This is a genomic window from Iodidimonas sp. MBR-22 (genome assembly GCF_029946565.1).
GTDB lineage: Bacteria > Pseudomonadota > Alphaproteobacteria > Sphingomonadales > Rhodothalassiaceae > Iodidimonas > Iodidimonas nitroreducens.
Window position 1 is genome coordinate 20706 of record NZ_JARKVQ010000014.1, and the last position, 22604, is coordinate 43309.

The following is a 22604-nucleotide window of genomic DNA, read 5'->3' on the forward strand; positions in this document are numbered from 1 at the left end:
CTTTTGGCCAGCTTTCATGGCGATCATACCTGTCCCAATGTCCGGATTTTGGCTTTTGGATGAATTTCGCTTTGCGACATCACCGTGGTGGCCGGTCGCACCCGTTCGATGATCGATCGCACATAGGGGCGGATGCCGGGGCTGGTCATCAAAACCGGGGATTCTCCTCGGGCGGCCATTTTATCATAGGCATCGCGCAGATCACCCATGAAATTCTGCAGCAAGGTTGGGGCCATCGCTAATTGCCGGTCTTCACCCTGGCCCACCAGCGATTCGGCAAAGGCCTGCTCCCATTTCGGCGATAGGCTCAGCAGGGGGATGAAGCCGTTTTCGCTGCTATGGGTCGAGGAAAGCTGGCGAGCAAGGCGCGAGCGCACATGTTCGGTGATCAGCACGATATTCTGGGTGCCCCCGGCGGTTTCGGCGATGCCTTCCAGAATGGTGGGCAGATCGCGGATCGACACGCGTTCGCTCAACAGGCTTTGCAAAACCCGCTGGATGGTGGAAAGGCTGACCTGATTGGGCACCAGATCTGTGACCAGCTTTTGCTGTTCTTTGGGCAGATCATCAAGCAGCTTCTGGGTTTCGGCATAGGATAAAAGATCGGGCGTATTATCCTTGATGATTTCGGTGAGATGGGTGGTGACCACGGTTGCGGCATCGACCACCGTATGGCCACGGAAAGATGCCTCTTCGCGCATCGATTCCTCGATCCATGTGGCGGGCAGGCCAAAAGCCGGTTCGGTGGTTTTCTCTCCGGGCAGGTTCACCGGTTCGCCGCGCGGGTCCATCACCAGCAAAAAGCCGGGGCGCACTTCGCCGCGCGCCGCTTCGGTTTCCTTGATGCGGATGGCATAGCTGTTGGTGGGAAGCTGCATATTATCCAAAATCCGCACCGATGGCATGACAAAGCCCATTTCGCTGGCCAATTGTCGGCGCAGGGCCTTGATCTGATCGGTCAGGCGATAGCCGCTATCCTCATTGATCAATTGCAACAGGCCATAGCCCAGTTCCAGCCGCACCATATCGATCGCCAGCGCCGATGTGATGGGCTCTTCCTTGGGTTTTTCCTGTTTGATTTCCTGGGCGCGCGCGCTGTCGTCGGTTTCTTTTTTCACCCGGGTTTTGCGATCGATGCTGAAGGTGGCATAGGCCAAAGCCCCGCCCAATATGGCAAAGGGTAAAAAGGGCAGGCCGGGCATCAGCCCCAAAAGAAACAGCAAAGCGGCGGAAATCCCCAAAGCTTTTGGATAGGCCGATAATTGCTCGGTCAGGGCTTTATCGGTCGAGCCTTCGGCTTTGGCTTTGGTGACCAGCATCCCGGCGGCGACCGAAACGATCAGCGCCGGAATCTGGCTGACAAGGCCATCGCCCACAGTCAGCACGGTATAGCGATTGACCGCTTCCATAAAGGTGAGATCATTAATCGCAATGCCAACGATCATCCCGCCAATGACATTGATGAAGGTGATCAGCAAACCGGCAATGGCATCGCCGCGCACGAATTTCGCCGCCCCATCCATGGAGCCGAAAAAGCCGCTTTCGTCTTCCAGCTCTTTGCGCCGGGCCTTGGCTTCGGTTTCATTGATCAGCCCGGCGGATAGATCGGCATCGATGGCCATCTGCTTGCCGGGCATGGCATCAAGGGAAAAGCGCGCGGCCACTTCGGCGATCCGCCCCGAGCCTTTGGTGATCACCACGAAATTGACGATGATCAGAATGGCGAAAACGATCACCCCGATGATCACCGTGCCGCCCATCAGAAATTCGCCAAAGGCCTGAATGACCTGCCCTGCCGCATCGGTACCTTCATGGCCATTGGCCAGAATGAGCCGGGTGGAGGCCAGATTGAGCGATAAGCGCAACATGGTGGCGATCAGCAAAATGGTAGGGAAGGATGATAATTGCAGGGGTTTTTCGATGAATAGGCTGGTCATCAGCACCATCACGGAAAAGGTGATGGAAACCGCCAGCGCAAAATCCAGAAGCCATGAGGGCATGGGCAGGATGAGCATCAGGATGATGCCCATCACCCCCACTGCCATGGCCACATCGGTGCCGCGCGCCGCCCCGAAAAGCGAGGTGAGGCTGGCACTGGCGCTGGCGGCTCCCTTGGCCGGGGATTTTGTGGTGGTGTCGCTCATAAGATCAGCGATCCCCGATCATATGGGAGGTTTTCAAAAGGGGATATGGATCTGTGCTGCAAGATGCGGCTTGCCCATTTCATGCTCATGACAGGGATGCCCTTGCCCCTTCGCCGGGCGCCGGAACCGGCAGCCCTTCGGATTGATACTGATTGAGCTTGTTGCGCAGGGTGCGGATGGAAATGCCAAGGATATTGGCGGCATGGGTGCGATTGCCCAAACAATGTTTCAAGGTATCGATGATCAGATCGCGCTCCACATCCGCCACCGTGCGGCCCACCAAAGGCACCCCACTTGCCGCGCCGCCTGCCATGCCATCGGGGGAGGCGTCGCCTGGTTGCGCGCTTTGCGAGCTTCCTTGATCATGGGGGCGGCTGCCATCGGGCAGAGAAATGGCATCGGGTCCGATGTCTGATCCACTGGAAAGCAAAACAGCGCGATGGAGGGTGTTTTCCAGCTCACGCACATTGCCCTGCCATCGATGGGCCCGCAAAATCGCGCGCGCCCCTTCGGAAAGCGGGCGGAAGGGGATGGAATTCATCTCGGAATATTTATGGGCGAAATGATCGGCCAATGCCTCGATATCGGCCGGACGTTCGCGCAAGGCAGGAATCCGCAGATTGACCACATTCAACCGGAACAAAAGATCCTCGCGGAAGGTGCCCTTTTTTACCTCCTCGGCCAGATCGCGGTTGGATGTGGCGATGATGCGGATATTGATCTTGACCGGACGGGACCCCCCCACCCGATCGATTTCGCGCTCCTGTATGGCCCGCAAAAGCTTGGCTTGCAGGCGGATATCCATTTCCGAGATTTCATCGAGCAGCAAAGTACCGCCATCGGCTTCCTCGAATTTGCCGATCCGGCGCGCCACGGCCCCGGTGAAGGCCCCTTTTTCATGACCGAACAATTCCGATTCCAGCAGATTTTCCGGGATCGCCGCGCAATTCACCGAAACGAACGCCTGTTTCGCGCGATTGGACTTGCGATGCACCAGTCGGGCGAAAACCTCTTTGCCCGTGCCGGATTCCCCGGTGATCAGGATGCTCGCTTCCGAAGGTGCCACCTGTTCGGCAAGGCGCACCACCTGCCGGGTGACCTCGTCGCGCACGATGAAGGTGTCGTCTTCTTCGGCCACCGCTTCCAGAACGGCGGCAATCAATTCCGCATCCGGGGGCAGGGGAATATATTCCTTGGCTCCATTGCGAATGGCCTGGGCCGCTGTGCGGGCATCGGTGCCGATCCCACAGGCCACGATGGGCACGGAAAAATGCTCCGTCCTCAATTGCTCGACGATGGCTTTGATATCCAGCGCTACATCCACCATCAAAAGATCGGCTCCTTTGCTTCTGAGACTATCAAGGGCCATATCCGGATCGGTTGCATGGGTGACACGCGCGCCTTTTTTCACGGCAATCGCCGATGCATTGCCCAATTGGCCATCCAGTTTTCCTATGATCAGCAAGCGCATGGTCTGTCTCCTGTCCCCGCTATGCCTTGTGGTGCAAGGGGGCGATAATCGGTCATTTGAAGTACATGACTTTATTGGTGGGCGGTAAAACCGTATTGATGAGCATCTCAAGCCGGCGCGGATTTTCCTGGCGGCTCATCGATGCGGCCCCCATGGCATAAACGGTATTGAGAATGGCTTCATCCGATGCCATGCGCTCGGCCTTGGCGGCCAGCGGGATGAACACCAGATGGGCCAGAATGGCGCCATAAAGGGTGGTGAGCAGGGCCACCGCCATGGCCGGGCCGATGGATGAAGGATCATCCAAAGACCCCAGCATCTGAACCAGACCAATCAGCGTGCCGATCAGCCCCATGGCCGGGGCCACTTCGCCCGCCCGGCGCAGGATTTCGATGGCCCGCAGATAGCGATTGGCGGCTGCATGATTTTCCTTTTGCATGATGCTTTCGGCTTCTTCGGGGCTTGAACCATCCAGAATCAACTGACAGGCATTCATCAGAAACGGGCTGTCTTCCAACGAAGGCATCAGCTTTTTCAAAATGATCAGGCCATCTTTCCGCGTCCGTTCCGCCAGCTTTAAAACGGTGATCGCCGCCAAAGCCGGATCACGCTGAGGTTCGATCAGCAAGCGCCATAAAGTGCGCGGCATTTCCGCCAGTTCCCGGCCTGAAAAGCTGATCGCCGTGACCGCCAAAGTGCCCAGAACAACGATGAGCATCCCCGCACCATTGATGAACGCCGCCGGTGCGCCCCCAAGGGCCACCGCAGCGGCCAAAAGGCCAAAAGCTGAAAACAGGGCGAACAGCGCGATCATGGGGTCTATGCCCTTTCGGTTTTGATGATTTCGGTCATGGTCACCCCCAGATGATCTTCGACCAGAACCACTTCGCCGCGAGCCACGAGCCGGTTATTCACATAAATGTCGATGGCCTCGCCGATTTTGCGATCGAGTTCGAGCACGGCGCCGGGGGCCAGCTTCAAAAGCTGACTGACCTCGAGATTGGCGCGGCCAAGAATGGCCTGCACCCGCACCGGAACATCAAAGACCGGCTCCAGATCATGGGCGGTGCGCTGTTCGCTATCTTCATCGGCGGCTGCGCCTCCAGCGGATTGCAATTCCTGATAATCAACACCGGTGGATGCCTTTTCATTGCCGTCATTTTCGTTGTCTGTGTCTGCCATTATTCAGTCTGCCCAATTTGTGCCCCGGATGGTGCCTGCGGGGCTTTTCTGTCGGTTGTAAATTGATGATCGTCTTTGGCCATGAAGCGCCCAACGGCCGCCTCGATCTGTTTATGCAAGGCGGCCTGATCGCGCTCGGCCCCGCCATCGGGCCATTCCACCCGGCAATCCAATGGCCCCAATGCGGGATCATCGAGTAAGATGATCTGCCCGGCGAAATGATTGCTGATTTTCAGGGCATCGAGCCGTTGGCCCAGGGGATCTGCCAGGCTTTCATGAACCCGCACCACCAGCCTTGGTTCACGCCGGGCGCCATCAAGGCAATCGGCAACAAGGGCTTCGATCTCGGCCAGCGGATGGTTTTTCATCAGGGCCGGCGACAAGGTGCGGGCAATGGCATGGGCAAGGTTTGCGGCATCGGCTTCAAGCTGCCGCTCCAATTCCTGCCGATCTCGTGCCAGATCGGCGCAGGATGCAATCAGCTTGTTCAAGGTTTGAACCAGCGTTTGTTCCAGTTCCCGCAATGCCTCTGCCCGCCCGGCGGCATGGCCTTCCCGACGCCCGGCTTCCCGCGCTTCACCGATCTGCCGACGCAGATCATCGAGCTCTTCTTGAACCTTGTCCTGCCGATTGTCGCCAAAACTGGTATCGAAATTATATTTTATGGGCACGATATCGCCTCATTGGGGGTCTTGCGGGCTTTGCGGGGCCGTGTGCGGGCCATGCGATCAGGCATGGGGTCCGGGCAGATGATGGGGCATCAATAAATCAGCTCGTCTTCTCCCTTGCTGTCGGTCAGCATGATCTCGCCTTCTTCGGCCAGATCCTTTGCCTTATTCACCATGGCCATCTGCGCTTCATCAACATCGCGCAGGCGCACCGGCCCCATGGCTTCCATATCTTCGCGCAGGATTTTCGCCGCCCGTTCCGACATGTTCGAGAAAAAGAGATCGCGCAAGGTATCGGATGCCCCTTTGAGGGCAAGGGCAAGCTGGCCTTTATCAACATTGCGCAAAAGCGTTTGCACCCCGCCGGGATCGAGCTTGGCCAGATCCTCGAAGGTGAACATCAGGGCGCGGATGCGTTCGGCGCTTTCGCGGTTTCTGTCTTCCAAAGCGGTCAGGAAGCGGGTTTCTGAATTGCGATCAAGATAATTGAAAATCTCGGCAATGGTTTCATGGCTGTCGCGTCGGCTGGTGCGGGCCAGATTGTTCATGAATTCGATGCGCAGGGTTTGTTCCACCTTGTCGATAATATCCTTTTGCACCGCTTCCATGCGCAGCATTCGCATGACCACTTCCATGGAAAAATCTTCCGGAAGCACCGAAAGCACCCGGGCGGCATGTTCGGCCTTGATTTTATTGAGCACCACCGCCACGGTTTGCGGATATTCATTCTTCAAATAGCTGGCCAGCACCATTTCATTCACATTGCCCAGCTTATCCCACATGGTGCGCCCGGCAGGGCCACGGATTTCTTCCATGATGGTATTAACGCGATCCTGGGGCAGAATTTTCGACAAAAGCCGCTCGGTACTGTCGAACGAGCCATTGAGCGATCCGCCGCTGGTCACATCCTGAGAAAAGCCGGTGAACAGGGTTTCCACGGCCTGCGCCGAGACCTGACCCAGATTGGACATCACCACCGACAATTCGCGGACTTCTTCGTCGCTCAAAAGCTGCCAGATGGGTTTGCCGAATTCTTCGCCAATCGCCAGCATGAAGGCGGCTGCCTTTTCAGGCCCGGTCATTTTGGCGAGTTCTTTGCTTTCGGTCATGGGGTGATCTTTTCCCTGCTCATCAAGATGACAATCTCAGACTTCGGTTCATTCCGCATAAAGCCAGCTTCGGATGATCGCCGCGGCTTCTTCGGGATGCGCGCGAACGATATTGCCCACCTTCTTGACCGTGGCTTCTTTGATTCGATGATCCACCTGGCTCACATCCACCTCCTGGCTTTTCGGTGCCGGAAGGGCCTGTTGCTGGGCGCGGCTGCGGTTGATCGCTTCGATGGCCGCCGGGTCGCCATTGGCGGCGGCCTCTTCCATTTCGGGGGTAATATCGGGGCCTGCCAAAGCCATGCGCGCTTCGCCCGCCTCCAGATAATTGGCGGCATTATTGGCGCTATCGGGAATGGCGAGGATCAAACGATTGACCAAAGGCCGCACCACAAGCAGCAGCACCAGAAGCGAGACGATCCCCAAAAGCAGAATTTCGAGGAGGCCATAAAGATCATCCTTGCCCAGCCCATAAAGCGAAAATTCCGCGGTCCCATCGGTGCCGACCGGCTCTTGCTGCACGAAGGGCAGATTGACCACTTCAACGATATCGCCGCGATTGGCATTATAGCCGATGGCCGAACGGACGAGAGTTGTGAGTTGTTCGATCTGGGCAGGGGCACGTTCCTGATAGATGCGGGTGCCATCGGCATTATCCACATAGGTACCATCCACCACCACGGCGACCGAAATCCGCTCGACTTCACCGGAATCCCGGGTGAGGGTGCGGACCGTGCGCGATATTTCAAAATTAACCGTTTCATCGGTTTTGTTGCTTTGCGAAAGCGATCCACCTTCTCCGCCGCCTTCTCCGCCTCCTGCCTCGGCGGCGGGCAGATTATTGCCCACCGTGACATTCTGGGGCGCGCCATCGCGATCGCTGCTGTTTTCTTCGATGCTGCGGGTGGATCGCGCCACCTGACTTTCAGGATCATAAATTTCTTCATTGGTGACCATGGCATTCATATCGAGTTCCACCGACACCTGCGCCCGAACCCGACCCACGCCCACCGTTTCTTCGAGAAGAGTTTCCACGCGATTGCGCAATTGTTCTTCCATTTGGCGGCGCTTATCATCCAATCCACCGCCAAATCCCGATCCCATGGCCCCATCGCCGCTGGCCAGCAAAGTGCCGGATTGATCAACAATCGAGATATTGCCCGGGCTGAGACCCGGGACCGCAGCGGCAACAAGGGATTGGATTGCCATCACCTGATTTTGGCCAAGGCCTTGGCGCGTTCGCAAAACAATCGACGCTGTGGGGGTGCGTTGCTCGCGGGAAAACAGCGCGCGTTCGGGCATCACGATATGCACACGGGCAGATTCGATGGCGCGGATTTCCCGGATCGTGCGGGCCAGTTCGCCTTCGATGGCGCGCACCAGATTGATATTCTGAACAAAGCTGGTGGTGCCCAAGCCATTGGCCTGATCAAAGATTTCATAGCCCATGATGGCCCCGCCCAGCCCTTCGGCAGCAAGCTGCACCCGCAATTCGCTGATCTGATTGGCGGGGGCCAGAATGGTTTTGCCGCCATCGGTGACCCGATAGGGAACCCCCTGGGCCTTTAATTGTTCAATGATCTGGCCGCTTTCCGACATTTCCAGATTGCTGAACAACAGGCTCATATCCGGCGCTGAAAGGCGCAAAGAGATGAACATGAAAAAACCAATGAGACCGGCGGCCACAACGCCCATGCCCAAAAGGCGGACGGCACCGAAGCTGGCCAGGAGCTGGATCAGGCGATTCACGATTACCCCGCTTTATAGTCATGATGGCCAAAAAGGCCGCCCTTGCTGGAAAGACGCTAGCAAGGAGACGGTAAAGGCGAGGTTAATAATAGGCAGATTCTGCCCAGTTGAAGGCGGGATGGTGCATTATTTCGATGGCCGGGCGCTATGGGGCCGGAAATCGCCCGGGACGCCATGACATAAGGGCGCAAAAGAAGGGGGCAGGGGCGATGATTTCAGTGCATCGCCGGTTCTTCACGATAATGCTGCACCCGGGTGACCCGCAGGCCGGGCAGGCCATTTTGGTCGATGGCCCGCTGCCAGGATAGAAATTCCTCAACCGAGAGGGAATAGCGCTTGCACGCATCTTCCAAAGTGATGAGCCCGCCGCGCACGGCTGCCACCACTTCGGCCTTGCGGCGAATGACCCAGCGTTTCGTATTCACGGGCGGAAGGTCGTCAAGGGTCAAAGCTTCACCTGTTGGTCCGATCACTTGCCTCACGCGTTCATTCCTTGTCTGCGCCATATTCAAAGCCTTCGCGCCTTTGATGGTCTTGGCCATGATCGGCCAGCATCATCGGCAGCCTGAGCTGTCTGGTTGCGATGAAAGGAAGGCTACCCCCCTGTCTTTTAAAAAAGCGCTAAAGGGATCGGTTAACAGCGCGACAATTTTGGTTGCCAGTTTATTAATGATAGCTTTGTTTTCACGGAAAAAGGCGAGAGGATAACCCCTCTCGCCCTTAAAATTGGAATGATGATAACAAGCAAAAGCGCTGAAATCTCTAGATGCGGACCAGTTCTTCGAGAATTTCATCTGCCGCCGAAATAATCCGTGTGGAGGCCGAAAAAGAGCGCTGGGTCACGATGAGATCGGCAAATTCTTTGGCCAGATCGACAGTCGAAGCCTCGAGGGACGAGGGGGCAACGGTGCCAGCGCCGCCGGTTCCGGGGAGTTTGATCGAGAAATTCCCCGAGTCATCCGAGACCCCAAAGGCATTACCCTGCAGGCGGGTGAGCCCATCGGGATTGGGGAAGGTGGCGATGGGCAATTGGAACACATCGCGCGACAGGCCATTATCGAACAAAGCCGTGACCACCCCATCATTGGAGATATTGGTGCCGATCACATTGCCAAAAACCGCCCCATTCACATTCGATGAAATGAGGGTGGACAGACTATCGAACTGCGTGATCCCATCCTTATCGCCCGATCGCCCAAAATTGAAGGTGACCGTGGAGGTGGAGGCGCCGCTCGTAAAAGCGAGATCCGCTGTTGGTGAAATGCGCTGTCCCGCTCCGGGCGTTGTGGGGAAAGTTGCGGCGGGGGCCGGAAAATCTCTGGCAAAGGATTCGATGCCTGAATCCGCATCGAATGTGATGAGACCGGAGAGCACAAGGCCACCATTGCCCGCATTGATCGCTGCTGGATCCTGGGCGAAGATTTCAAAACGGAATTCGTTTGTCCCGGTTTTTACCGCCGCCAAAGTCAGCCCCTGGGCCGCACCCTGGCTATCGAACACGGTGATGGTTTGCGCGAAATCCGGCTCGATCGTATCCGCTGTCAAATCGCCTGCCGCTACAACACCGCCCGGTCCGGTACCGCCTATGGTGGTGGCCGTGAGCGAGGATTGCAGATTGGCGCGCAGGGTGACAACCGATGTGGCTTCTGCCGTGCCGGTCAGCCCGCTGACATTGATCGGCTCCAACGTATTGAGATCGCCGATATTGGTGGGAATATTGCCCTGAACATCAATGGGAAAGCCGAGGAGGAAATTGCCGGCGGTATTTTTCAGAAAACCGGCTTCATCGGGGGTGAAATTCCCCGCCCGGGTGAATTGAATATTCCCTTCAGCAGAAATGGCGCTGGGAGCCGAGCGGACCACGAAAAAGCCCGACCCATCGATCCCCAGATCGGTTTGCGATGCGGTAGAGGTCAAAAGCCCCTGCTGGCTCACCAGCGTTTGCGCCCGCAACTGCACCCCGCCCGGCGAAAAGCGCGAAACCGATTGGGTTTCGGTGACCAGAGTTGAAAACCGGCTGCGGGTTTCCTTATAGCCCACGGTATTCACATTGACGATATTATCGGAAATGATGCCAATGCCTTCGGTAAAGGCCGTTAAGCCTGAAACGCCCGATGATAATGCTGCGAAAGCCATGATGCTTCTCCTTGTCATAAGCGGCGCGGCCGCTTGTATTTTTCAGTTATGTTTCAGTGCAATCTGAAGTCCGTAAAATCTAAAGCCCAACAGCCGATACCTCATGCAGCGGTACTTTCTGGCCGCCAATGGTGAGCAGGGGGGTCAGCCCCGATGTTTCCACTTCTTTCACCGGGGCCCGCACGAACAGGGGTGTATCGATGGGTTTATTCTCGGCATTGCGGGCATCGATGCGCAGGGTATATTGCCCCGGCGGCACCGGATTATTCCCGCCATCAAAGGAATCGATGCTCAGCCGGTGGACGCCGAAATTGGTTTGTCCGGGCTGCTCGAAAACAACATTGCCCTGAGCATCGAGAATTTTCACATCCGCAGAGTCTGCTGTAACCGGAAGTAAATATTCAAAGCTGAGCTCCGATTGACCATCATGATTGATTGTATCACCGGCAATGGTCACGGTTTTGCCCAGATAATTGACCGCTGCAGCATTCTGGCTGAAGGCGGTCAGGGTCGCCAGATCTTCCAGATTCTGGTTGGATTGGATCTGCTGTTCCACCCCCGCAAAGGAGACGAGCTGACGGGTAAATTCATTGCTGTCTGTGGGTTCCAGCGGGTCCTGATTTTGCAATTGCGTGGTCAGGAGAGTGAGGAACGTATTAAAATCCTGGACCAGTCCGGTTGTCGCTCTCTGCGCTTGTCCAGATAAGCCCGCGGTAATGCTTCCGATATCCATAGGTTCATTCCTTAATACTGGATCAAACGACGATATTGAGCCCGTCGCTGAGGGTGAGATCGAGCCGCTTCATCGTCATGGAGAGATCATCCGCCGGATTTTCCGGCTGATCGGCGCCTTGATCACTGGTTTGATCAGGGCTGGAGTGTTGGTCGCTATCCTGCGCCAGATGGGCAAAGGCCGATCCGGGATCGCGCCCGCCTTGCTGATTGAGCGAGAAATTGAGGCTGTTTGAATCGGTTTTCAAACCGGCATCCTGAAGCAAGCGCTCCAGTGATCTGGCATCGCGTTGCAGCATATCAAAAGCATCGCGATTATCGGCTGAAATCATCGCCTGCACGCTGCCATCCTTTTGCATGGCCAATTTCACCTCGATCCGCCCCAATTCGGGGGGGTCCATGCGGATGGTGAAGCGCGATTGGCCATCCATTGCCGCGCGGGCAATGCCGATCCCCACCTGATTGGCCGGGCTTTGGGATTGCGACCGGGCGAGAAGGCTGCCCTTATCCGCATCCTGGGACAGAGTTTGAATTTGCCCTGATTGATCGACAGGGCCGCTGCCTTGCAGCGAAATCTGGCCTGATAATTGGCCTGCAAGGGCTTCAAGACTGGATAGCGGATTGAGCGGGCCACTGCCCGGGGCCACCGCAGTCTGGCTGGTATTCTGATTGGCATTTTGGCCATTATTCTGGCTAATAGTCTGCTCTGCGGCCTGTTTCAGCGTGGCGGAAAAATCAGCCGCATTGCCGGGGCCTGTGGATTTTGGCGAAAAGGCATCAGGGGTCGCCCCGCTTGCAGAAGCGCCCGTCATGCTATTGGCCGATGTTGATGCAGTGCCATTGGCCTGAAGCGCAGCGGCGCCTTCGATCCGGGAAAACAGCCCCGGTCCGGCCCGCCGATTGCTGCCATTGAGTTGCAGATCATCATTGGGGGTGATCTCGGCTTGCAGGCTTTGGGCAATGGCCGTGGGGGCGGTGCTGGCCATTAAATTCTGGCTTAATGCTGCGGGGTTTTTGGCCGCGCTGCTATCCAGGGCTTCGGCGATTGAGTTTGCGGTGGCCTGATCGATCTGCGGGTCCGCCTGTAGCTCTTCCGCCTGTAGCTCTGGGATGGGGTTTATGGATTGATCCTGATTGGCAGCCAAAAGCTCTGCCCCATTGATTGATCCCGATACTGCATTGGCAGCATGCGCCTCGGTTCCATCCTGTGTCGCCAAATCCTTGAGGGCTTGTTCATTGAGGGTTTGTTCATTGAGGGCGAGATCGCTATCCGTAACTGCAAAGGCCGCGCTTTGGCTTGTGGCACCCTCATCCCCGATCAATTCGGGGCCGGCGGTGACTTGGGCGATGATTTCAGATGGGGTTTTGGATGGGGCCGCAGGCCCGGATTGTGGGGCCGCGACCTGATCTGCACCCTGTTCCGGCAATCCTTCGGCCTCGCCAGCCAAATCCGGATTGGGGATTGCGCCAGAAAGATCGCCCGTGCTGTTGCCAGTGGCTGTGGTCGCATCCTCGGCCCCTGCGCCGGAGCCGGTTGTAATTCTGGCAAGGGCGCTGTTGAGGGCCGCCTTTTCGCTGGCCGTCATCAGGCCCGGTGTTTCAAGATCGATCAAGCCAGCAAGGGTTGCAGAGGATGGCAAACTCATGGGCGCGGTATTGTCTGCCTTGGCAGCCGCATTCATAAGATTTTGGCGAATATCGACTGGCAGATTTTGCAGAATATTGGGTGTGGCACTTTGGCCAAGGCCCTTGATCACGCCATCATTTATTTGTGGAGCAGCGTTTTGGGCCGCATTTTGGGCCGTGGTTTGAGCTGTCGTCTGATCAAGGCCCATGATGGGTGCGCCCGCCTTTTGGGGGGCAAGGTTTTGGGCCAGCATCGCTAAAAAGCCCGATGCGCCGCCTTGTGCCCTATTAAAAGCGGTGGCGTTTGGCCCTGTGGCCGCCTTTTGCCCGGTAAGGGCAGAAAGGCCAGCCTTGTCCGAAGCCGGGGGGGGCGTGGTGCTGCTGAAATCTATAAAAGCCATGATGCGCTTGCTCGCTGTTATGTCGCACAGAACAATGCAATGATCGGGCCAATTTGATGAATTTCTTTATCTTATTGAAAATAAAGGATTTATAGATGGTAATCAGGATATTAAGGATGGTTTTTGTGGTGGTGTCAGGCAATCTCTACCCCCCGGATGGCGGCTTTTGCCGGATATTGAATTTTTGCGGCAGAAGATTATAGTGCGCCGCGTGAGCACATTATTAGACAAGCTGATCGCCGAGGCCGCCCATTGGTCGCCCGGAACATTGAATGGCCTTGGGTTTGACCGGGCGCCAGCCGATACCCGTGTGGTTGTGGCGATGTCGGGCGGGGTCGATAGCTCGGTGACCGCAGCCTTGCTGGCGCGTCAGGGCTATGAGGTGATCGGCATCACCTTGCAGCTTTATGATCATGGGGTGGCGGTTCAGAAAAAGGGGGCCTGTTGTGCCGGGCAGGATATTCACGATGCCCGCAGGGTTTGTGAATCCTTGGGCATCCCCCATTATGTTCTGGATTATGAAAGCCGCTTTTCCGATGCTGTGATGGATGATTTTGCCGATAGCTATCTGCGCGGTGAAACCCCGATCCCTTGCGTGCGCTGCAATGAACGGGTTAAATTTCGCGATCTTTTGCAAACAGCGCGGGATTTAGGGGCGGATTGTCTGGCGACCGGGCATTATGTGCAGTCTTTCCCCGGGGAGGGGGGCTGGCGCCTTTATAAGGCGGTGGATGCGCGCCGGGATCAAAGCTATTTTCTGTTTTCCACCACCCGCGAGCAGCTGGATTTTCTGCGCTTTCCCCTGGGCGGTCTGGAAAAGCCGGATGTGCGGATGCTGGCCGAAGATTTCGGGCTGATCGTTGCCGATAAACCCGATAGCCAGGATATCTGCTTTGTGCCGCAGGGCAATTATGCCAGCGTGATCGAACGCCTGCGCCCCGGTGCCGCCGATCCCGGCGAGATCGTGCATCTGGATGGCCGGGTTTTGGGCCAGCATGAAGGGATCATTCATTATACCATTGGCCAGCGCCGGGGCATCGGTGTGGGGGGCAGTGCCGATCCGCTTTATGTGGTGAAGCTGGAGCCCGAAAGCCGGCGGGTGATCGTGGGCCCCAAAGCGGCTCTGGATATTGGCCGTTTCATCGCCCGCGAGCTGAATTGGCTGGGCGAGGACCGAGCAGAGGCAGATGAACAAGATGTGTTTGTGCGCATCAGAAATACGCAGGAGCCAGTGAAAGCGCGGGTGCGTCTGCTTGATGATCGCCGGGCGCAGATCACCCTGTGCACGCCACAAGCGGGCATTTCCCCCGGACAGGCGGCGGTTTTCTATGATGGCGATGAAGTGCTGGGCGGGGGATGGATTGATCACACCGAAAGCCTGTGGGCGAACTGAGGCCCCGGTCGCGCTCATGCCAATGTGATCGGGTGTGCGCCATGATTAAAGATTAATTTACATCCCCATGAGATCGTCTGATCATAGCGATCCTTGGAATATATAATGAATAAAAACAAGAAAGGCCATTCGGCGCTGGGGGCCGAGGCCGATGATATAAAGGTTTTTGTGCCGCGCCGGATTGTGCGCCGGGCGCAATTTCTGCATCTTTTGCAATTCATCCCGATCATGTCGATCATGAATATCGTGGTGGCGATTGTGGTGCTGGGGGTTTTGCATCCCCATGCCAATCCCCTTTATGCCAGCCTCTGGATTTCTGTGATCATCGGGCTTTCGCTTTTCAGCCTGTGGAAAGCCTATCAGATCAACCGCCATTTCAATCCCGAAGCGATCCAGGGCCGATCCTTGCGCGCCTCCTTGATCTTTACCATCATGATGGGCCTTTCATGGGGGTCGGCGGAACTGGTTTTTGGCTTTGCCGATAATGAAAATGTTCATATTTTCATTGCTTTTATCGCCATTGGCCTCACAGCGGGCGTGGTCACATCCCTGTCGCCCTTGCCGCGTCATTGTTTGGCCTTTTCATTAACAGCCATGCCGCTTTCGGTTTTATGGATGCTCTATCATGGATCGCGCGAAGGCTTTGCGATGGGCCTTTTGCTCATCGTTTTCGTGATGGTTCTGGCCTATATCGCCTTTCGCAGTTTTCATGCCTTTATGGAAGCTCTGCGCGATAAACAGGCTTTGCAGATGGCGCATATGCGGATCAGGGATGCCATTGAAAATACGGGCGAAGCTTTTGCCATTTTCTCGGCCGAAGGAGAATTGCAGCTTGCCAATCGGATGTTTCGCGATTTTTTCCCCGATGGCAATGCTGGCAATGCGGGGGCCGATCTTGAGCCGGGCCATCAGCTTGTGCAGTCCCTTGCTGGCGGGCGCTGGGTGCAAAGCACCTTGCGGCGCACATCATCCGGCGAATTGGTCAGCGTTCATGCCGATATCACCCATTTAAAGCAGCAAGAACAGGAATTGATCGAGGCGCGCAAGCAAGCCGAAAGCGCCAATCAGGCGAAATCGCAATTTCTATCGGTGATGAGCCATGAATTGCGCACGCCCCTCAATTCGATCATCGGTTTTGCCGAATTGATCGCCCGGGATGATATTCCCATGCCCGCCAAAACCGTGCGGGATTATAGCGTCCATATCAAGGAAAGCGGGCGTCATCTGCTTGAACTGATCTCGGGGATTCTCGATCTGTCGCGGATCGAAGCGGGCCGCTATGACCTGCAAGAAGAAAGCATTGATCTGGAAGAACTGACCCGATCAGTCCTCAATCATGTGGCACCGATGGCGGCCAAAACAGGGATTTCCTTAAAGCTCGATTGCAAGATGGACCTGCCCATGTTGCGGGCGGAACAACGGGCGCTGCGCCAGATTTTGCTCAATCTGTTATCGAATGCGATCAAATTCACCCCGCCCGATGGAGCGGTGAAGTTGTGTGTGGATATGCCTGAAAAGGCCATCAGGATCAGGGTGATTGATAGCGGCATCGGCATTGCAGCCGAGGATCAGGAAAAAATATTCGAGCCGTTCCAGCAGGTGGATAACAGCCTGTCGCGACAATTCCCGGGAACCGGCTTGGGCCTGCCTTTGGTCAAAAACCTTGCCACCTTGCATCAGGCCACCGTGACCGTGCGATCAGCGCCCGGGAAGGGAACGGAATTCACCGTGCAATTCCCGGAAAACAGAACGCTGATGGCCGATCAGGCGGCGTATCTTCAATCTTTCAGTTGATCAAGATAATCGATCACCTTTTCGGCGCATTCTTCGGCCGAGGCGTGCGCGGTTTCAAGGCTGAGTTCTGATGCTAAAGGCGGTTCATAGGGGCTGTCGATGCCCGTGAAATTCTTGATTTCGCCCATCCGCGCCTTTTTATAAAGCCCCTTGGGATCGCGTTGTTCGCACAGGGCGATGGGAGTATCCACAAAAACCTCGTGAAATTCATCCTCCGGCAAAAGATCGCGGGCCATTTTGCGCTCGGATCGAAAGGGCGAGATGAACGAAACCAAAACGATCAGCCCGGCATCGGCCATCAGGCGTGCCACTTCGGCAACCCGGCGGATATTTTCCACCCGGTCCACTTCGGTAAAGCCCAGATCCTTGTTCAGGCCATGGCGGATATTGTCGCCATCCAGCATATAGGTGTGTTGACCAGCGGCATGAAGGCGCTTTTCAACCAGATTGGCGATGGTTGATTTGCCCGATCCTGAAAGCCCGGTAAACCACAAAACCGCCGGTTTTTGCGCCTTCATCGCGGCGCGGGCGGCCTTGTTCACATCCACCGCCTGCCAATGGATATTGGTGGCCCGGCGCAGGCCGAAATCGATCATCCCGGCCCCCACCGTGCCATTGGTCATCTTGTCGATGATGATGAAACTGCCGGTTTCGTGATTATCGTGATAGGGATCAAAGGCGATCTGCTGATCAAGGCTGATATTGGCGATCCCGATATCATTAAGCTCAAGTCGTTTGGTGGCGGCTTGTTCGAGGCTATTGACATTAATACTGTATTTCAGCCGGGTCACCACCATTGAAACCGTGCGGGCGCCGCTTTTGAGCAGATAGGGCCGCCCGGGGATCAGCGGTTCATCGGCCATCCACACGATTTTCGCCTCGAATTGATCGGAAAGCCCGGCCCGGTTTTCAGAGTGGCAGATCACATCGCCGCGCGAAATATCGATTTCGTCTTCAAGGGTGAGGGTGATGGCTTCACCGATCGAGGCGCTTTCACGCGTTCCATCAAAGGTGACGATGGATGAAACCCTGCTGTTTTTGGCCGATGGCAAAACCACGACCGGATCGCCCACCGCAACCCGCCCGGCGGCGATGGTGCCGGAAAATCCGCGAAAATCCAGATTAGGTCGATTGACCCACTGCACCGGCAGGCGAAAGGGGCCTGTATCATCGGCATCGGCCACGGGAATGGTTTCAAGCTTGGCGAGAAGGGTGGGACCATTGAACCAATCAAGGGCCGCCGTGCGCTGCAGAACATTTTCGCCCTTGAGTGCTGAAAGCGGCAGGCAGCTTACATGGTCATAGCCAATGGTTTTGGCAAAGGCTTCATAATCAGCGCGGATCTGGTCAAAAACCGTTTGGGAATAATCCACCAGATCCATCTTGTTGACGGCTAAAATGATATGGCGCACACCCAAAAGCGAACAGATATAGCTGTGGCGGCGGGTTTGGGTGAGCAGGCCTTTACGCGCATCCACCAAAATGATCGCGGCATCGGCGGTCGAGGCGCCGGTGGCCATATTCCGGGTATATTGTTCATGGCCGGGGGTATCAGCAACGATGAACCGGCGCTTGTCGGTGGCAAAAAAGCGATAGGCCACATCGATGGTGATGCCCTGTTCGCGCTCGGCCTCCAAACCATCAAGAAGAAGCGCCAGATCGATATCCTGACCCGTGGTGCCCATTTTCCGGCTGTCTTTTTCAAGGCTGGCCAGTTGATCTTCAAAAATCATTTTGGAATCAAAGAGCAGGCGGCCAATCAGGGTGGATTTGCCATCATCCACGCTGCCACAGGTGATGAAGCGCAGCAAATCTTTCGATTCCTGTTCCTTCAGATAGCGGATCAGGGCTTCGGGCGCCTTTCCCACGGATTGATCATGCATCAGAAATAGCCCTCTTGCTTCTTTTTTTCCATCGAGGCCCCATGATCGCGATCGATCACCCTGCCTTGCCGCTCGGATGTGCGGGAAACCAGCATTTCCATGATGATCCCTTCCAGATCCGTTGCCTGGGATTCAATGCCGCCGGTCAGCGGATAGCAGCCCAAAGTGCGAAAACGGACCATGCGCGTTTCCACGGTCTCTCCTGCATTGATGGGCAGGCGATCATCATCGACCATGATCAGCGCGCCATCGCGTTCCACCACCGGGCGTTCCTTGGCCAGATAAAGCTCGATGATGGGGATTTTTTCCTGATAGATATATTGCCACACATCCAATTCGGTCCAATTCGAGATGGGAAACACCCGCATGCTTTCGCCTTTATGGATGCGGGTATTATAGATGTGCCATAATTCAGGACGCTGATTTTTAGGGTCCCAGCGATGCTGGGCTGAGCGGAAAGAAAAAATCCGCTCCTTAGCGCGGGATTTTTCCTCATCGCGCCGGGCGCCGCCAAAAGCCGCATCGAATTTATAAAGGTCGAGCGCCTGTTTGAGCGATTGGGTTTTCATGATGTCGGTATGGATGGCAGAGCCATGGCTGATCGGCCCCACACCCTGTTTCACCCCGTCCTGATTGATATGAACCAGCAGATCAAGGCCCCAATCTTTGGCGAGTTGATCCCTGAAGGCGATCATCTCGCGGAATTTCCAGGTGGTATCCACATGCAAAATGGGAAAGGGCAAAGGTGAGGGATAAAAAGCCTTGCGCGCCAGATGCAGCATCACCATCGAATCCTTGCCGATGGAAAACAGCATGACGGGATTGCGGCATTCTGATGCAACCTCACGAATGATCTGGATGCTTTCGGCTTCCAGACGCTGTAAATGGGTCATCTGTGACATGGGATGAGCGTGCCTTCCTGCTGGATAATCCGTGCCGATACTGCTTAAGTCAGGACCTAAGCCAGATGGCCCGATCTTTCAACGAAAACCCTTGGCCTTTTGCCTGTGGCTTAGGGCATTTTTCCTTTTCGCATGATTAAGCTAAAACATATCTTTATCGACTGATCCGTGCATGACAATAATCCCGTGCCCGGGTTGATGCCAGAATGCTTTTTTGAGGTCAGAATAAAGGGCGGCTTTGCGGGGTCTCATTGAAGGCCAAAGATAAAGGAGAGATGAAGGAATGGAGCGCGATATGGCGAAGATCCGGCTTAATAATCTGCAAATGCGGACTCTCGCCTTATTGCAGGAACTGGCTGAAAAATCCGAATTGGCCTCCACCAACGAAGAGACCGGCGAGGTCACCCTTTTTAATCTGCCCCAAGCCCATCAAGAGGCCCATGGCGATCATCTGCATATTGGCCGCCTTACGGTTTCCACCCGCTTTGCCAGTGGGCTTATCAATCCCAATGTGTGGGTGGCGCTGGAACGAAAGGGATTGGCCCGGGCCAATTGGCCGCACGCCATCACCCTAACCGCCGAAGGGTTAAAGTTGAAAACCGGGATCAGGGAGAGCATGCTGGCCGCCAGCGATCATTGATCTCTCATCCACCCCCATCATCCTAAAGCGCAAGGGCAAGAAGCACATCGTGAAGGCGACATTTGAAACTTATATCGAGCGCGTCCTGTCCTTTGTGGTGACGCGGGCATGGCAAAAGCCCTGGCGCGTTGTGGCCATATTGGGGCTTCTTGTTTTGCTTTCAGTTTATGCCGCGATCACGTCGCTTGGGATCAATACCGATAGCTCTCAGATGATCGACCGCCGCGAAGCTTTCCGGCAAAATGCCATTGCCATGGATCGCGCCTTTCCGAAATTACGCGATCAGATCCTTGTTATCATTCGCGCCGAAACTCCCGATGAAGCCGATCATGCTGCCAGCGAACTCGCCAAAGCCCTGCGCCAGCGCCGCGATCTTTTCAGCGAGGTTTTTGCGCCTCGGGTCGATCCCTATTTTCAGCGGCAGGGGCTGTTGTTTCTGCCCCTTGATGATCTGATGGATTTGACCGGGCGGCTGTCAAGCGCGGCCCCTTTGTTGCAATCTTTGGTTCTTGATCCATCACTTTCCACATTTTTCACCGAATTGGGACGGATCTCTGAGGCGAGCGAGGATGGCGTTGATCTGCCGATGATCGCCGGCGCCTATGATGCGGTGAATGAAACGGTTTCGGCCCTTAATCAGGGGGAGGCAAAGCCGCTTTCATGGCAGCAGATGTTTGGCGAAAAACAGGCGATCAACCAGAATGTTCTGGTGGTTCATCCGGTGCTGGATTATCAATCCCTGCAGCCCGCCCGTGCCGCCATCGATGGGCTCTATCAGGCGATTGCCGGGCTGCCCGCGCCTGTTCTTGATGCCGCCAGCATTGCGATCACCGGCGATCTTGTGTTGCGGACCGAAGAATTGAAATCGGTGTCGCAGGGGATCGAGATATCGGCCCTGATCTCTCTTGTGCTGGTGGCGGTTATTTTGGTTGTGGGGCTGGGGCGTTGGCAATATGTGGTGGCGGCCTTGGCCTCGCTTCTTGTGTCTATTCTCCTCACATCCGGGGCGGCGGCTGTTTTGATCGGCGAGCTTAATCTGGTCTCCATCGCCTTCACGGTTTTGCTGATTGGTCTGGGTATTGATTTTGCCATTCATTTAATCCTCGCCTATGCCGAGCAAAGCCGCGATCATGATGATCAAGGTGCCGCTATGGTGCAGGCCATAGAAAAGGCGGGCCCGGCTTTGGCGCTGGCAGCGCTCACCACGAGCGTGGCGTTTTTTGCCTTCGTGCCCACCCGATTTGTGGGCATGGCGCAATTGGGGGTGATTTCAGGGACCGGGGTTTTGCTGGCCTTCATCATTGCCATGACCCTGATCCCCGCTTTGTTGTCCATTTTTCCTTCGGTCAAAATATCCGCCAAGCCGAATGGCATTGCGGCGAAAGTGGCGGCGGGCCGCACCATCAGGCGGCTGCAGGCTTTTGGCCAACGCTTCAGCGCGCCACTGGCGGGATTGCTGATCGTAATGGGTTTCCTATCCTTGGGGTTGATGGATAAAGTGCGGTTCGATGCCGATCCGATGCATCTGCGCGATCCGCAATCGCCCGGGGTGGTGGCTTTCAATCTGTTGTTTGATCGCCCGCAGGATTTTCCCTATAGGCTCAATTATCTCAGCCCATCCCCTGATGCGGCTATGGATTTTGCGCAAAAGGCAGAAGAATTAGCCAGTGTCGAGGCTGCGATCACCTTGAATGATTTCATCCCTGATGAACAGGATCTGAAACTGGCGGAAATTGATTTTCTGGCGGGCGATCTGGTTTTTGTCTTGCAAAGCGGCGATGATCTTGCGGCACGGATGGCCGCTTTGCCCCCCACAGATGCCCATGCGGCTGAACTGGCAGTGGCGGATCTGATCACGGATACCCAAACCGTGAGCGCTATCCATCCCGATGGCCCAGCGGCCGAGGCTGCGGCCCGGTTGAATAAAAGCCTGCAGGTTTTTTTCCAGGCGGCACGGCATGATCCGGTGCTTTATGATCGCCTTGATGAAGCCCTGATGCGCTATTTCCCCATGCAGATGGAGCATTTGCGCCTGCAATTGACCGCCCGGCCCGTGGAGATGGAAAGTCTGCCCCCGGCGATCAGCAGGCGGTTTATTTCGTCCGATGGTTTGGTCCGGGTCGAGGTGCTTCCCGCCCATGATGTGCGTGATCAGGAGGCTCGCCGTATTTTTGTCGATGAAGTGGCCGCAATTTCCCCGGATTTATCGGGGGGCGCCATTTCCGTTCTGCGGGCAGGCGATGTGGTGGGGCAGGCGATGGTGCAGGCATCAGTGCTGGCTTTGGCGCTGGGGTCGATCCTTATTTTTGTGTTGATCCGGCGGATTGGTTTTATCTTCATTGTGATGGCTCCGATCCTTTTGGCGGGGGTCCTGACGGCGGCCATCGGGGTTTTGATCGGTTTGCCGTTTAATTTTGCCAATGTGATCGTTTTGCCCTTGCTGATTGGTTTGGGGGTGGATAGCGCCATTCATCTGGCCATGCGGGCGCGCCATATGGCGCTCGAAAAACCGGCCGATCCGGGGCAGAGCGGGATGGCTGCGCTCTTTTCCAGCAGCACACCCCGGGCTGTTGTGTTAAGCGCGATGACCACCATCGGCTCCTTTGGCTCGCTGGCCCTCTCCCAGCATCGCGGCACCGCCAGCATGGGGGTACTGCTGATGATCGCGATCAGCATCACGGTGCTGACAACCCTTGTGGTTCTGCCATTTTTATTGCGCTTTGCCGATGGCTTGTCAAAACGTCTCAAAAATAAAAAAGCCCGCAAGGAATGAT

General features: G+C 56.0%; 17 protein-coding genes. 4 read left to right on the top strand and 13 right to left on the bottom strand.

Translation table 11 applies throughout. The features are described from left to right. Positions 1-23 precede the first annotated feature (23 nt). From flhA to QK300_RS10950, 11 genes are all read right to left on the bottom strand, one after another. Entirely contained in the window at positions 24-2144 is a 2121-nt protein-coding gene (flhA, locus tag QK300_RS10900) for a flagellar biosynthesis protein FlhA (RefSeq protein WP_281301737.1), read from the bottom strand. Between the two features lie 85 nt (positions 2145-2229). Continuing rightward, positions 2230-3615 carry a sigma-54 dependent transcriptional regulator gene (locus tag QK300_RS10905; RefSeq protein ID WP_281301736.1) on the bottom strand — a complete coding sequence of 462 codons (1386 nt, stop codon included), beginning with the start codon at positions 3613-3615 and terminating at the stop codon, positions 2230-2232. A gap of 52 nt (positions 3616-3667) precedes the next feature. Next, positions 3668-4429 carry a MotA/TolQ/ExbB proton channel family protein gene (locus QK300_RS10910; protein WP_281301735.1) on the bottom strand — a complete coding sequence of 254 codons (762 nt, stop codon included), beginning with the start codon at positions 4427-4429 and terminating at the stop codon, positions 3668-3670. Positions 4430-4434: 5 nt separating this feature from the next. After that, complete coding sequence (fliN, locus tag QK300_RS10915) at positions 4435-4797, bottom strand: flagellar motor switch protein FliN (RefSeq protein WP_281301734.1); 363 nt, start codon at positions 4795-4797, stop codon at positions 4435-4437. Then, positions 4797-5468 carry a FliH/SctL family protein gene (locus tag QK300_RS10920; RefSeq protein ID WP_281301733.1) on the bottom strand — a complete coding sequence of 224 codons (672 nt, stop codon included), beginning with the start codon at positions 5466-5468 and terminating at the stop codon, positions 4797-4799. The genes fliN and QK300_RS10920 overlap by 1 nt, the downstream gene beginning before the upstream one ends. A gap of 89 nt (positions 5469-5557) precedes the next feature. After that, a complete protein-coding gene (gene fliG / locus QK300_RS10925) occupies positions 5558-6574 on the bottom strand; it encodes a flagellar motor switch protein FliG (protein WP_281301732.1) in 1017 nt (338 codons plus the stop codon). Between the two features lie 48 nt (positions 6575-6622). Beyond that, positions 6623-8323 (bottom strand): flagellar basal-body MS-ring/collar protein FliF, encoded by a 1701-nt coding sequence (gene fliF, locus QK300_RS10930; protein WP_281301731.1) that lies wholly within the window; start codon positions 8321-8323, stop codon positions 6623-6625. A gap of 215 nt (positions 8324-8538) precedes the next feature. Further along, positions 8539-8829 carry a DUF1153 domain-containing protein gene (locus tag QK300_RS10935; RefSeq protein WP_042084839.1) on the bottom strand — a complete coding sequence of 97 codons (291 nt, stop codon included), beginning with the start codon at positions 8827-8829 and terminating at the stop codon, positions 8539-8541. A gap of 256 nt (positions 8830-9085) precedes the next feature. Continuing rightward, the gene (locus tag QK300_RS10940; protein WP_281301730.1) at positions 9086-10459 is read right to left on the bottom strand and encodes a flagellar hook-basal body complex protein; all 1374 of its coding nucleotides are present in this window, start codon (positions 10457-10459) and stop codon (positions 9086-9088) included. A 79-nt stretch (positions 10460-10538) separates the two neighbouring features. Further along, positions 10539-11192: a flagellar hook capping FlgD N-terminal domain-containing protein gene (locus QK300_RS10945; RefSeq protein ID WP_281301729.1), complete on the bottom strand. Its 654-nt coding sequence runs from the start codon at positions 11190-11192 to the stop codon at positions 10539-10541. A 22-nt stretch (positions 11193-11214) separates the two neighbouring features. Continuing rightward, positions 11215-13218: a flagellar hook-length control protein FliK gene (locus QK300_RS10950; RefSeq protein ID WP_281301728.1), complete on the bottom strand. Its 2004-nt coding sequence runs from the start codon at positions 13216-13218 to the stop codon at positions 11215-11217. A gap of 268 nt (positions 13219-13486) precedes the next feature. Here QK300_RS10950 and mnmA point away from each other — a divergent pair, with 268 nt between their 5' ends. After that, positions 13487-14611 carry a tRNA 2-thiouridine(34) synthase MnmA gene (gene mnmA, locus QK300_RS10955; RefSeq protein ID WP_348651882.1) on the top strand — a complete coding sequence of 375 codons (1125 nt, stop codon included), beginning with the start codon at positions 13487-13489 and terminating at the stop codon, positions 14609-14611. 105 nt (positions 14612-14716) lie between these two features. After that, entirely contained in the window at positions 14717-16405 is a 1689-nt protein-coding gene (locus QK300_RS10960; RefSeq protein ID WP_281301726.1) for a sensor histidine kinase, read from the top strand. Here QK300_RS10960 and cysN read toward each other — a convergent pair. Together cysN and cysD are read right to left on the bottom strand one after the other, a co-directional pair. Continuing rightward, positions 16390-18288 carry a sulfate adenylyltransferase subunit CysN gene (gene cysN, locus QK300_RS10965; RefSeq protein ID WP_281301725.1) on the bottom strand — a complete coding sequence of 633 codons (1899 nt, stop codon included), beginning with the start codon at positions 18286-18288 and terminating at the stop codon, positions 16390-16392. The genes QK300_RS10960 and cysN overlap by 16 nt on opposite strands. Beyond that, complete coding sequence (gene cysD, locus QK300_RS10970) at positions 18288-19190, bottom strand: sulfate adenylyltransferase subunit CysD (RefSeq protein ID WP_281301724.1); 903 nt, start codon at positions 19188-19190, stop codon at positions 18288-18290. The genes cysN and cysD overlap by 1 nt, the downstream gene beginning before the upstream one ends. Before the next feature lie 295 nt (positions 19191-19485). Here cysD and QK300_RS10975 point away from each other — a divergent pair, with 295 nt between their 5' ends. Both QK300_RS10975 and QK300_RS10980 read left to right on the top strand, forming a co-directional pair. Beyond that, complete coding sequence (locus QK300_RS10975) at positions 19486-19830, top strand: hypothetical protein (RefSeq protein ID WP_281320845.1); 345 nt, start codon at positions 19486-19488, stop codon at positions 19828-19830. A gap of 49 nt (positions 19831-19879) precedes the next feature. After that, positions 19880-22603: an MMPL family transporter gene (locus QK300_RS10980; protein ID WP_281301722.1), complete on the top strand. Its 2724-nt coding sequence runs from the start codon at positions 19880-19882 to the stop codon at positions 22601-22603. Position 22604: the final 1 nt, after the last annotated feature.

What these genes read in the sequence shown, in the direction of transcription:
- flhA (WP_281301737.1), bottom strand. Translation starts at nt 2,144, where the DNA reads ATGAGCGACACCACCACAAAATCCCCGGCCAAGGGAGCCGCCAGCGCC.
- QK300_RS10905 (WP_281301736.1), bottom strand. Translation starts at nt 3,615, where the DNA reads ATGCGCTTGCTGATCATAGGAAAACTGGATGGCCAATTGGGCAATGCA.
- QK300_RS10910 (WP_281301735.1), bottom strand. Translation starts at nt 4,429, where the DNA reads ATGATCGCGCTGTTCGCCCTGTTTTCAGCTTTTGGCCTTTTGGCCGCT.
- fliN (WP_281301734.1), bottom strand. Translation starts at nt 4,797, where the DNA reads ATGGCAGACACAGACAACGAAAATGACGGCAATGAAAAGGCATCCACC.
- fliG (WP_281301732.1), bottom strand. Translation starts at nt 6,574, where the DNA reads ATGACCGAAAGCAAAGAACTCGCCAAAATGACCGGGCCTGAAAAGGCA.
- QK300_RS10935 (WP_042084839.1), bottom strand. Translation starts at nt 8,829, where the DNA reads ATGGCGCAGACAAGGAATGAACGCGTGAGGCAAGTGATCGGACCAACA.
- QK300_RS10940 (WP_281301730.1), bottom strand. Translation starts at nt 10,459, where the DNA reads ATGGCTTTCGCAGCATTATCATCGGGCGTTTCAGGCTTAACGGCCTTT.
- QK300_RS10945 (WP_281301729.1), bottom strand. Translation starts at nt 11,192, where the DNA reads ATGGATATCGGAAGCATTACCGCGGGCTTATCTGGACAAGCGCAGAGA.
- QK300_RS10950 (WP_281301728.1), bottom strand. Translation starts at nt 13,218, where the DNA reads ATGGCTTTTATAGATTTCAGCAGCACCACGCCCCCCCCGGCTTCGGAC.
- QK300_RS10960 (WP_281301726.1), top strand. Translation starts at nt 14,717, where the DNA reads ATGAATAAAAACAAGAAAGGCCATTCGGCGCTGGGGGCCGAGGCCGAT.
- cysN (WP_281301725.1), bottom strand. Translation starts at nt 18,288, where the DNA reads ATGCATGATCAATCCGTGGGAAAGGCGCCCGAAGCCCTGATCCGCTAT.
- cysD (WP_281301724.1), bottom strand. Translation starts at nt 19,190, where the DNA reads ATGTCACAGATGACCCATTTACAGCGTCTGGAAGCCGAAAGCATCCAG.
- QK300_RS10975 (WP_281320845.1), top strand. Translation starts at nt 19,486, where the DNA reads ATGGCGAAGATCCGGCTTAATAATCTGCAAATGCGGACTCTCGCCTTA.